Genomic DNA, 12,327 nt, shown 5'->3' with positions numbered 1-12,327 from the left:
TGTATACTTTCCCCTCCAAAATTCACATGTTCACGTAGGCAATCACGTACAAAATAACCATTTTAGTATAAACAAGATTAGATTCTTTTTCAAGGGGAATCCCTTGATACGGTTTAAGGAAAACGTTTCCGGCCTCGATTAACCATCCAAACCGGCAGATACAAACTGTTTCATGGAACGATAAGCCTGCTCCAGTCGAAAGCGCATCGCGCCTGTCACAGCATACATTGAGCGGGTATTCTCCTCATCATGCGAACCACCCAGACTGTCTGCAACGGTCATATGTAGAGCTGCTGCCCATATATCTGTCATGGAATCATTTTCTTCCAGCATCGATACATAATCACGGGTTCCATACACCGCCATGACATATTGTATCCACAGTTCCTGGGCAAAATAAAAGAGCGTAGGTTCATGAACCTCCGTCTGATCTGCCACTCGTTCCAGAATCTGAACGATTTGGATTGGGAATTCCTCTGGTCTAAGAGGCACGGTGTCGATCTCGACTTCAACCTGCTCTTCACCTCTCGTAAACAGGATCATACCTTGAACACCTCGGCGACGCAAGGTTTGCAGCACCCGGAATTGAAGCAGAGGGTGAAGCGACTTATCTTTTAACCAACTTGTAAGTGCCTCGTCAATCTTCGGCAGATCAAGATAGGCCAGCTGCTCCAAAGCCAGCATCGTCTGTTCAGACAGCGGCTCCTCCATGACTGTGCGAAGCATCTTATCTGCATAGCCATCATCCTGTTCAAGCTTCATTCGAGCATGATGCCGTGCCATGTCTTCCTCACTAATCTCTTCTTCTTCTCGTTCTTCAAGCACGACAGGCGAGGTTTCTTCATATTGAGGAAACGCAGCCTGAAGCCATTCAAGCAGGGCCCGCCATTCATCATAGTGGCGCTCTTCCTGTCCCTGACATTGCAGCAAAAAGTGAAGCAATTTCATCGCTTCACCATACCGTTCATTTTCAAGCATAACTGTCAATTGAATCTGGTAATAGTCCAGCGTCTTAGGAAACAGCACAATATTGTTGTTATGCTCGGTTTCCGGGGTCGTGGATTCCTTAATGGGAGCACCTCCTCTATATCCTGAATATCCAGTTGGAATCAACCTAAATAGATGTATATATTAAAACGATTGTTGATCTATTTTTGAGTTCTCCTGATATTCTAACATAACCTTAAATATAATGAAAAAAACGTTACTGCCGCAAAATATCATATACGAAAAACAGTTTAAAATAAAATGCTTGATATTCCTGTATGCATATGATAACATCAATTTTGCTTGAAAAAATTCATGTCTCAGTAGCTCAGCTGGATAGAGCAACGCCCTTCTAAGGCGTCGGTCGGGGGTTCGAATCCCTCCTGGGACGTATTAAAAAGGAGCTTCCTTCGGGAAGCTTTTTTTGCGTTCTAGGGATGAGAACCCCAACGGTTCGTCGGAGCATTCACTTCGTTATATGCTCTATGCCGCTGTATTGGAGCGTCCGCACGAGGCACCCACGGTCCATTGGGTGTTTTTTCATTTCATTGCTCAATATTGACATAGAATGTTATGCTTACGGAGTGGATTATGTAACAATCCATACATATTAACTTCTTAGGAAACAGGAGATTTTATCAATGTCATCTTCAATACAGCAGCACTCACCTATCCATACCGAGGAAGAGCATTCTTCGACATCCAAAAGATTCGGCCTGTTGTTAGCAGGCATTATCGTCATCGCCGCTACCATGAGATCACCGATTACAGCAACCGGACCTGTAGTGGAGATGATCCGCTCAGATACAGGTATCGGCCATACAATGGTCGGGCTTCTGACCTCACTTCCTTTGCTTGCCTTTGCAGCAGTCTCTCCTTTTGCACCACGTCTTGCCAAGCGGTTAGGACTCGAATCTGCTCTGCTATTGGCTGTTATGATTGTAACCATTGGGGTGGCCTTACGCTTGTTGCCTTCCGTTCTCTCCTTATATGCAGGAACCGCAATTTTGGGGTGCGGCATTGCATTAAGCAACGTGCTTTTGCCAAGTTTGATCAAACGTGATTTTCCATTGCGGGTAGGTATCGTCACCGGATTATACTCTGTATCCATGAACATATTTGGCGCCATCGCCTCAGGTGTGAGTGTGCCCGTAGCAGGAGCCACATCTATGGGTTGGCGTGCTTCGTTAGGCATGTGGGCCTCGTTGTCCATATTGGCGCTTCTCTTGTGGCTCCCCCAGATCGCCGCAGGACGTCAGCGAATGTTATTCATAGCCACACAAAGTGAAGGGACGCCTGTACGTCTACGGACCTCTTCTCTGGCCTGGTTCATTACTTTATTTATGGGTCTGCAATCTCTAATATTCTATACAACGATTACCTGGCTTCCCGAGATTCTCGCTGAGCAAGGATTCAGCCCCACCTCAGCAGGGTGGATGCTCTCCCTAATGCAGATGGTTAGTGTACCGGCTACCTTTATCGTTCCAATCCTCGCTGGCCGAACGCGAGATCAGCGTGTTCTAACCGCGATAACGTGCTCTTCTTTAATTGTCGGGTATGCTTTATTGTTAACTGGTATCGCTTCGCTCGTTACCATTGGTGTCACGTTGGCAGGAATAGGTGCTGGAGCTTCATTTGGAATGGTAACCATGTTCTTCGTCCTTCGCACAAAAGATGCCAGACAAGCTGCCAGCCTGTCCGGGATGGCTCAGTCCTTCGGATATATGCTTGCTGCAGTGGGACCTCTACTGTTCGGCATGCTTCATGACTGGACAAAAGGATGGACCCTTCCGTTGCTAATACAGGTCATTCTGGCCATCGCTTTGCTAATCGCAGGGATTCAGGCCAGCAAAAATAGAATGATCGGTTAGCCATTTACAATTCATTTATAAAAACAAAACGGCCTCCATCCTGCAAATCAGGATGGAGGCCGTTTATGCATAGAACAATTCCTTCATTAATTTATTCAATTTTAATCAATTTCAATGAGGAATGAAGTTACTTCACTTTTACCTTAATCGTGTCTGTGCTGGTAACGCCGGCTGCGTTAATTAACTCTGCCCGATACGTATACGTGCCCGATGCTTTCCCGGACAGTGTAGTCACAGCACTTTGCGCATAAGGTGTAGCCGAACGGAGTTCTTGCGTATCAATCAACTTATCATTTTCATAGAGACGATACTCTGTAGCGTTGGTCCCCCACCACAGGTTCATGGTCACCTTATAATGGCCGTCGCCATCCCAGTTATCCTGAGAGAGAACCGCTTTGCCTGGCGTTGCGTTGGTAACCCGAACAGTCAACGTTTGACTACGCGTTGTTCCCTTGTCGTTAGTCAGCTCAGCCACGTACGTATACGTGCCATTGGCTTTGCCCGTGATCTTCGTCTGAGCAAACTGCGCCCAAGGTGCGTTGTAAGTCAACTTTTGCGTATCAACCAAAACCCCGTCCTCATATAACTTGTAGCTAGTTGCGTTCTCGCCCCACCACAGGTTCATTGTAACGATATACGCGCCCTCTGGTAAGCCGTTGCCTACCCAGTTATTGTGAGACAATACAGGCGTACCTGGGGCCTTAGTTGCCGGAGTTTCTGGTTCGGTCTCCACGGCTTCCAATTTCAGTGCCGTATTGGCTGTACCCGAAAGCCCCTGTTGGTCTTTTACCGTAAGTTCAACAGAATACTCGCCTGCTTCAATTCCCTCCAAAGGAAGGCTGAAGGTACCATCAGCTTGTACTTCAAAGACTCCTTCTTTATAAACCGAACCATCCTCTTTTTTCACAACATACGTTGCTTCCAGGGAAGCGGCCGGATCAAACGTGATGTCCCATCCGCTGGCAAGCGCAGGAGCTACACGGAAGTACAAGTCCTCCACGCTACCATTAAGAACAGCAGACTCATCCTCTTTGAACTCCAACGCTTCTGGTGCAGTTACAGCCGGAGCTGTCTTTTTCACCAAAAATGGCGAAGTGTCTTCCTTATAAGTTTTGCCGTCCGTACCAATAGTAGTGATGTCTACCGTATATAAACCATCAGGAATCTCAGTCACTTCATCGGTTGTGTAATCTGCATATGAGCCGTCCCAAGCAAGGTTGTATCTTGCATTGGCATTGAAGTTAAAATAGTTACCAAAGATGGAGCCGATATAACCATCTTGATAATATCCACCTTCCGGATTAAGACCATCATAGATCTCAATCAGGGCAAATGTCATTGGATTATAAAATTCCATCGCTACATTAAGGGTATCCAACGTACCATCAGCCTTCAATGGATAGTGGAATGGATTTTTTTCAGTACCTTTTACAGTTTCAATATACTTAACTCCACTCAACGTAACATTGAAATGAGCAACATATGGCACAGTAAAAGTATTGGTTCCATTCGAGAACTCGATGTATCCTTGTGCTTCTGTAGTTGCAGTAACCCCACGCGGAACGGTGATTGTCACTGCAAGTTCTTCCTCACCATTCAGAGTGAAGGAACTTTTATCTACGGCAACAGATACACCAGCGACATTACGAGTTGGATTCACATTTACGGTGTAATCCCCGCCACTACCATTCAGCGCTTCAACTTTAATCGTTTTGGTGATCGTCTTTTCATCTGTGCTCAGGAAATTACCGTAGTTGATACTTCCGGTGATATTTTCCTTTTCAACAACAGAGCCACTCTCCGTGTATTGAGTTACATCAAGCACTTTGACAAAAGCTGCAGGATCAATGGTATTAACAGCCTGAATACGGCCAGCACCTTGATCAAATACATCAAACTTGGTTGTATCCAGCACCTTACTATTGTTCATCAGTGCAACTTTGATATCAAATGGTGTCCATTCCGGATGCTTCTCGATCAGCAGCGCAATCAAACCTGCTACATGAGGTGTAGCCATACTTGTACCTGATTTACGATCATAAGCTTGTGCGTAATCTGCGTCTGGCTCATCCTTGCCGTAGGCAGGAATCGTAGACAAAATGCTTGTACCTGGTGCAACAATATCCGGTTTGATGTCCAGTGTTACCTTTGCAGGTCCACGTGAACTGGATGAATTCATTTCATCGCCCGGAGTTTGGGAACGTTCAAAATCACTAAAGCTCACTTCAACGGCTTGGCCTGCGTCCAGCTCAGCCTTGATCACATCTCCATCTTCCTTGGACATGCTCAGTGTTGGAATGAGTTCAAAGTTATCGCCCAGGCTTACACCGATTGGACCGGGAATGTTGTTATATACAATAACAGCCAAGGCTCCGGCCGCTTTGGCATTGGCGATTTTCTCTACAAATGCGAGTTCACCACGCTGTATTAATGCCACTTTACCTGTAAAATCCTTACCTTCAAAATCAGTTGGCTTACCCAGTGCTGCAAATTCAAGCTCATATTTTCCTGTCAAAACAGTTTCAGGGTCTGCTGACAAGCTCCATCCCATCAGATCCAGACGGTAAACCGACTCTGTAATAGCCAGTAGAGCTTCAGTCGGAGCAATTACAGACTCTTCTTCCACAGGGGCAGCTTCAGGAGAAGCTTCAACCGGTGCAGAAGGTGATGCTGATGGAGTATTTTCTTCTGCTATAGCTTCTTCTACATTCGGAACTTCAGCGTCGACAGGCGTTTCAGTTGTAATTCCATCTTGTTCTGATCCAGCAACTAAAGTTTTATCAGAAACCGCGTCCTCCACAGCTGCTGCACTTTCCTCAATAGCAGTTGCGGGTACACCTTGCTCTGAACCTTTAGACTCTTCTGTTCCAGGTGCCGTCCCCAGTTCAGGAGACTGTTCAACCTCTGGCACCGGTTGTTGTTCAGGTTGTGTCTCTTCGCCTTCCTCACCAATCCAGAAGTGAGTATCAGCTGTAATCACCTGGCTAGGTCCTGTAGAGTTACCTACCGTAATAGCCATTGCAGACGCACCTGGAGAACCGAGTGTATAACGGTTGGGTCCGCTGTTACCACTTGCTACAACCGCTGTCACACCAGACAACATCGCATTGTTCAGGGCAACTGAAGTAATATAACTCGGGTCGTTGGCTGCGTTACCCAACGAGAGATTGATTACGTCCATGCCATCTTGAACAGAACGATCAATTCCGCCGAGTACCCATGAGGTTTGACCACTACCATACGGTCCAAGTACACGGTAAGCATAGATATCTGCTTCAGGAGCAACACCAACAATACCATAGTCCCCCGCTTCGCGAGCAGCAACGGTACCCGCTACGTGCGTACCGTGAGATGTGTAATAAGGGCTTCCAAGCTCATTAAGCTCAGGCTCGCCCGATCCTTTCCATTCTTGATATGTTGTTTCATATGGATCATTGTCGTTTCCAACAAAGTCCCATCCGCCTTTGTAAGCTTCCTGCAAATTAGGATGTTCATAGTCAATGCCTGTATCAATGACTCCGACTTTAATACCATTTCCTTTGTAACCCAGATCCCATACTTCAGGTGCACCAATAAAAGGCGCTGTGTCTTTCATGTACGGATTCACTTCATCTGTTTCTGGCGCAATTGTAACTTCAAGGTCAGGATATACGCTGACCACGCCAGGTATTTGAAGCAATTGTCCCACCTGGTTTCCTTTAAGCTCAATCGCTACACCATTCAGGGCATATGCATATTCTTCCAATACTTCATGTTTGATTTTCTTCTGAGTGAGGCTATGTACAAATGACTGTTGTTGTTGCTCAACTTGAGTCACAGCCTTTGTTTCCATAGAGGAGGTAAAAGATTTTCCGGAGAGGGTTGATTCACCTTGCGCTACTGCAACAGGTTTATTGGAAAGCTCAACGATCACTCGGGTGTTCTCTCCACCCAGACCTTCCAAGCTTTTATCCAAAAATGGATCTGCGGCAAGTTTTGCTTCCCGTCCTGCAAGAATCTCTCTCCATTGTTTGGCTTCGGCTGTACTGGGTAAGTTGTCAAGCTGAATAACTGAATCTGCGGGAGCGGCTCCAGCAGCGGGGAGAATAATGGAAAAGACCATCAGAACACTTAATAACGTGGATATCAATCGTTTACTCAAGGCTTTGCCCCTCCTTTTAAATGTGAATACGTCACCAAATGATGGGTTCCTGCTGTTTGTGCGTACTGCAATACGCGCTCCAATTTCACCGCCTATCTGCAAGAAGGATTGACCCTTGGTAAATTATTCTATCAAAATACCACATTTTCCTTCTAAATACTTACAAATATGATATAGAAATTACTTATATGGGTCTTGAGTATGATGAAAATATCCATTTGTAATTATTTGTCGTTTGAATATTTCATTTTTAAAATAATGCATCAAAAAAAGACCAAGAGCCTCTTTATCCGAAAGAGATTCCTGGTGTATAGGGGAAGCGTGGTTAGCATACAAAGGATCTTGATAATTCGTTTAACATCGATAAAAATTGCTACATATCACAAAATTCTACTTATTCTGACTTCACGGCTTCAATACGCAGACGTTTGTAATCGGCATACAGAGCATCATCTTTCCAAAGGTGAGGCTTCACGATCTGACTGGTTTCCTTGCATATTTGTTGTATCTCTTCATGACTGAGACCCTCAAAATAGTCCCCTCCAAAATGAGTCAACCAGCCTACTATACCTTGCTCACCATCTTCCAATCTGGTAGGACGGTCATAGTGATAGGCATGACGCACCACAAAACCACGTTGCTCTAAAATATGGCTATATTCTCCGATCGACGGAAAATACCAAGGATTACGTTCCGATGCACGAATGCCCGTGTTTCGCTCCATAACCTGCTCTAATGCATTCACAATGGTCTGCACGTTCCCTTTACCACCAAATTCTGCGACAAAACGCCCTCCAGACTTCAAAGATTTCCATATACTATCCACCACTAATCGCGGGCTTCGCATCCAGTGCAGGGCTGCATTGGAGAAAACGGCATCATACAGTCTATTCGTCTCAAACTGATGACCGTCTCCTTCCACGAACTCAAGTTCAGGGAATTTCTCCCCCGCACGGCGAATCATGTCTGGCGATGCGTCCATGCCAATAACTTCAGCTCCGGTCAGAGAAATTTCATGCGTCAAATCCCCTGTCCCGCAACCCAGATCAAGAATGTATTCCCCTTTTTGGGGTTGAAGCCAAGAGATCAGATTTTTGCCGTATCCGGACACAAAAGCCAGTTTGTTGTCATACTCATCTGCTTGCCATTGATTTAATGATTTCATGAATACCACCGTCGCTTTCGTTATTGATATCCTCATTGTGGCATAGAATTGTTTATTCTTTAAATATATAAATTCTATATTGTTTATAGGTATTACAAATAAACCAATTCCCTCAAAACGCAAAAAAAACTTCCCGAAGGAAGTTTTCTTTTTTTACGTCCCAGGAGGGATACTCTCCTTCCAGTCGAGACTGCGAAGTAGTGCTAACGAAGCGAATGCTGCGACGAACCATTGGGGTTCTTCCCTTGAACGCAAAACAAGAAGCTTCCCGAAGGAAGCTTCTTGTTTTTTTACGTCCCAGGAGGGATTCGAACCCCCGACCGACGCCTTAGAAGGGCGTTGCTCTATCCAGCTGAGCTACTGAGACAAATATGTATAATAAATTTTCGGCGCGGTTCTTATTATACTCTGATTTCTATATTTTTCAATAGTTTTATAAAAAAATTAATAATTATACTTAACCACGGGTTCAAAAGGTCCGGTTTTCAGTACCGAGAAGATGGAATGAAGCTAGAAATGGAGTAGCGGAGCGTAGGCAAACTACGTGAGCAACGGACATTTCGGCTGAATTCCATATTCGATGTTGATGATGCCACTAGGCATCATTCGTAATCAAAGGCGATAAATGTACTTTACCGTATTATTCTCATACTCCAGTCCCTTTGAGAATATGATAGCTTGAACCAGGTTATATTGAGGAGATTGGGACATTTAGAGTAAGATTAACATCAGACATTTTCAATGTCAGAATTGCTGGGTAATCTTTTGCATACATACATTTCAATGATCCATTGAAGGAGAGAATCGTCATGAGACAACTTTTATCAGCCCTGTCCTACTTTAGTATTTTCTTTGCTCCGTTCCTGTTTCCGATCATTATATGGATTGTTGCCAAGGATGATTACATTGAGGGACATGCAAAACGTGCCTTATTCTCACATGTATTCCCCTTTCTCGCTGCCATTCCGTTATTTTATTTCTTCGTGACTGCGCATAGTCTGGGTTCCGCCGTTGGGTTTGTCATTTTATTCTTTGTGATTTACGGATTAAGCTTTGTGTACAATGTGGTTAAAGGGATTCAAGTACTGCGCGAGTATGCTTGATCACATCTCCACCTGATCTGACCATTGCATAACAAAACCCGCCGTTCAACAACGGCGGGTTTTCCAGTTACAGATACAGTCAGAGCAACCAGTAACAGCAACAGGTCACATCTACATGTAGCTCAACATCGAACTCTATCCCGCTAACACCACATGTATTGCCGGAGCGTTACCTGTTAAGCCTGCCCGATCAGATAACGCTGAAGTGTTGGACCAAGCAAACCAAAGGCAAACAACTCACTTTGAAACCGAGCTTTATCTTCTTCGACTGTCATGCCTTCACTGTTCTCAAATGCGGTATCTGTCGCCTCTTCAAACGCAGTATGCATATTATTGTTATACCAGTCGATCGCCGAATCGGAGTGATTGCGTACAATCCGAACAACTTCCAGCGAATTTCCGGGCTGTGTTGAGGCCACGTATACAAGTAACGACGGATCTCCGGCATTTCCAGGCTGCACTTCAACCTCTGCACAAGACAATCCATCTACCTCGGTTAATCTGCGTATTTTGGCATCTTGAATGGCATACATTCGTCATCGCGCTCCTTTTCCTTTGTGCTTATCATGTACTTTGTTCAATCTGGTATCGTGTCTCTGGTGTGCCCAATCGGTAAATCTCCCGATACACCTGTTGTAATACCGTTTCATACGCTCGGTTTACGGACTCCTCCGGTGTATCTGGCCATGGGAATACCATGCCAGGAAAGGCCTCTTCCTCCTTTTCCTGCATGAGGCTCAGCAGTCCCAGTAATTGCTCCGCTTCCTGCGGCGTTGCCTGAATGATCCATTCATACGATGTTACCGACGGATCCGGAATAACGGAGCGGCCCATGACAGACACATAATACTTCATACTGTCCATTGCATGTTCTCTCCTTCACAGGCATGTTGAGGCCGTTGTCCCTAGAACTAGTTTCCGAAGAGGACAGACATTTTATGCCTGCTTTCGGCATATATTTGTTACGACCTCTGACGAAAAAGACAACATTTGCTGGTTGCCAGTAACTAAGCAGCCATACGGATGAATGACTCGACCAAGAAAGGATGAACAAACCATGTGCGGTATTACCGGCTTCATACAGTGGAATCGGGATTTGACCCAGGAATCAGAGCTGCTGGTCCGTATGACGGATAGCTTGTCGAACCGAGGGCCCGACGCTTCAGGTACATGGATCTCCAATCCTTGTGCCTTTGGACATCGGCGTCTTAGTGTAATGGACCCCGAGAACGGCGCACAACCCATGCATGCGTTACAGGGAGATACCTCCTATACCGTCGTGTATAACGGAGAACTATACAATGCACCCGAGTTGAAAAAGGAATTGCTCCAGCGGGGGCATCAGTTCCGCACGCAATGTGATACGGAAGTGTTGCTCGCCTCTTATATTGAGTGGGGACCGGCATGTGTTGACCGGTTTAACGGTATTTTTGCTTTTGCCATATGGGATGGGGGACGCGAACAGGTTTTTATCGCACGAGATCGCCTTGGCGTGAAACCTCTGTTCTACAGTAATGCCAAAGACACACTCGTATTTGGCTCAGAGCCCAAAGCTCTGCTTATTCATCCAGATGTAGAAGCCGCTGTTGGCCCGGAAGGATTGGCCGAAGTGTTTATCGTAGGTCCTGCACGGACACCAGGACACGGCGTATACTCTTCACTAAGCGAACTCAAGCCTGCGCACGCGCTGATCTATAACCGAAACGGGATCCGAACCTATGCCTACTGGAAACTGGAAAGCCAGAACCACGAACATAACCTGGAAGAGACGGCAGCCGAGGTACGATCTCTCTTGCAAGATACACTGGAGCGCCAGTTGGCTTCGGATGTTCCAGTATGCTCTCTTTTATCAGGAGGACTGGACTCCAGTGCCTTGTCTGCATTAGCCGTGGATTATTACAACCGGACCGGGCAAGGCCAAGTCAGTACGTATTCTGTCGATTATGTGGATAATGCCAAGCATTTTCAGGCGCATTCCTTTCAGCCGGGTGCGGATGGACCCTGGATTAAGCGAATGGTGGATGAACTCAAGACCGACCATCACTGGATTGAGATTGAGAACGGAGAACTGGTTCATGCATTGACACAGGCCATGCTAGTAAGGGACCTGCCAGGTATGGCAGATGTTGACTCCTCGCTCTATTTGTTCTGTAAAGAAATCAAAAAAGGGGCCACGGTTGCCATCTCAGGCGAAGCAGCGGATGAAGTGTTTGGCGGTTACCCCTGGTTCCATCGAGAAGATATGCTGAACTCCGGTACGTTTCCGTGGTCTGTAGCGCCTGATATGCGAGCAGCCTTGTTATCCCCAGACATTAGGGAATGGATTCGGCCACTCGACTATTTGGCAGACCGCTATTCGGATGCAGTGGCTGAAGTGCCTCTGTTGGATGGAGAAACAGGTAAAGCTGCACAAATGCGGGTGATGTCCTACCTGAACATTACACGTTTCATGCCTACACTTCTGGATCGCAAAGACCGGATGAGCATGGGGGCAGGACTGGAAGTGCGGGTACCTTACTGTGACCATCGTCTGATCCAATATGTGTTTAACATCCCGTGGGAAATGAAAATAACCGGCGGGCGGGAAAAAGGTATTCTGCGCAAAGCACTCGAAGGTGTCCTGCCTGACGATGTGTTATATCGCAAAAAGAGTCCATACCCAAAAACACATAATCCGCAATATCTGGCCGCGGTCAAACAACAGGTACTTGATATCCTGGATGATCCCACATCACCTATTTTGCCTTTGATCGACAAAACTCAGATCCGCAATCTTGCGTCTTCACCAGATGCAGCTTCCAATCTTCCCTGGTTCGGACAGTTAATGTCAGGGCCACAGTTATTTGCATATCTGACTCAGATCAATACCTGGTTGCGGACATATAAAGTCGCTATTCGATAGAATTGCCTTTCTGATTTCCATTCACAAAAAAAAGACGTCCGGTGAACAGCATAACTGTTGCTCACCGGACATCTTATTGTTATACACAAATCAATTCATATGTGCTGAAATTGACATTGAAACCCGTCCATCGTTACATTTTTAGTGAACCTACTTTA

At 45.8% G+C, this 12,327-nt stretch carries 8 protein-coding genes and 2 tRNA genes; 4 read left to right on the top strand and 6 right to left on the bottom strand.

The genetic code is table 11. The features are described 5' to 3' along the window. Positions 1–138: 138 nt before the first annotated feature. Entirely contained in the window at positions 139–1,071 is a 933-nt protein-coding gene (locus tag QF049_RS29630) for a hypothetical protein (RefSeq protein ID WP_124117785.1), read from the bottom strand. A 233-nt stretch (positions 1,072–1,304) separates the two neighbouring features. Between QF049_RS29630 and QF049_RS29625 the strand changes: the two genes are divergently transcribed. Beyond that, a tRNA-Arg gene (locus QF049_RS29625) sits at positions 1,305–1,378 on the top strand. 250 nt (positions 1,379–1,628) lie between these two features. Continuing rightward, positions 1,629–2,858 carry a CynX/NimT family MFS transporter gene (locus QF049_RS29620; protein ID WP_307542551.1) on the top strand — a complete coding sequence of 410 codons (1,230 nt, stop codon included), beginning with the start codon at positions 1,629–1,631 and terminating at the stop codon, positions 2,856–2,858. 127 nt (positions 2,859–2,985) lie between these two features. Here the strand turns inward: QF049_RS29620 and QF049_RS29615 are convergent, their stop codons facing one another. The 3 genes from QF049_RS29615 to QF049_RS29605 form a co-directional block, all read right to left on the bottom strand. After that, complete coding sequence (locus tag QF049_RS29615) at positions 2,986–6,999, bottom strand: S8 family serine peptidase (protein WP_307542549.1); 4,014 nt, start codon at positions 6,997–6,999, stop codon at positions 2,986–2,988. A gap of 394 nt (positions 7,000–7,393) precedes the next feature. Further along, complete coding sequence (locus tag QF049_RS29610) at positions 7,394–8,164, bottom strand: class I SAM-dependent methyltransferase (protein ID WP_307542548.1); 771 nt, start codon at positions 8,162–8,164, stop codon at positions 7,394–7,396. A 293-nt stretch (positions 8,165–8,457) separates the two neighbouring features. Beyond that, positions 8,458–8,531, bottom strand: a tRNA-Arg gene (locus QF049_RS29605). A gap of 442 nt (positions 8,532–8,973) precedes the next feature. Here QF049_RS29605 and QF049_RS29600 point away from each other — a divergent pair. Further along, on the top strand, positions 8,974–9,267 hold the full coding sequence (locus QF049_RS29600; RefSeq protein ID WP_017692583.1) for a magnetosome magnetite crystal formation protein family: 294 nt from the start codon (positions 8,974–8,976) through the stop codon (positions 9,265–9,267). Between the two features lie 176 nt (positions 9,268–9,443). Here QF049_RS29600 and QF049_RS29595 read toward each other — a convergent pair whose 3' ends face one another. Beyond that, entirely contained in the window at positions 9,444–9,800 is a 357-nt protein-coding gene (locus tag QF049_RS29595; RefSeq protein ID WP_076211283.1) for a hypothetical protein, read from the bottom strand. A gap of 31 nt (positions 9,801–9,831) precedes the next feature. After that, a complete protein-coding gene (locus QF049_RS29590; RefSeq protein ID WP_017692581.1) occupies positions 9,832–10,131 on the bottom strand; it encodes a hypothetical protein in 300 nt (99 codons plus the stop codon). A gap of 193 nt (positions 10,132–10,324) precedes the next feature. Here QF049_RS29590 and asnB point away from each other — a divergent pair, with 193 nt between their 5' ends. Further along, positions 10,325–12,169, top strand: a complete 1,845-nt coding sequence (asnB, locus tag QF049_RS29585) for an asparagine synthase (glutamine-hydrolyzing) (RefSeq protein ID WP_091037612.1) — start codon at positions 10,325–10,327, stop codon at positions 12,167–12,169. Positions 12,170–12,327 lie beyond the last annotated feature (158 nt).

The organism is Paenibacillus sp. W4I10, from assembly GCF_030816325.1.
GTDB lineage: Bacteria > Bacillota > Bacilli > Paenibacillales > Paenibacillaceae > Paenibacillus > Paenibacillus amylolyticus_B.
The sequence above is the reverse complement of the archived record's forward strand: the minus strand, read 5'-3'. Positions and strand labels throughout refer to the sequence as shown.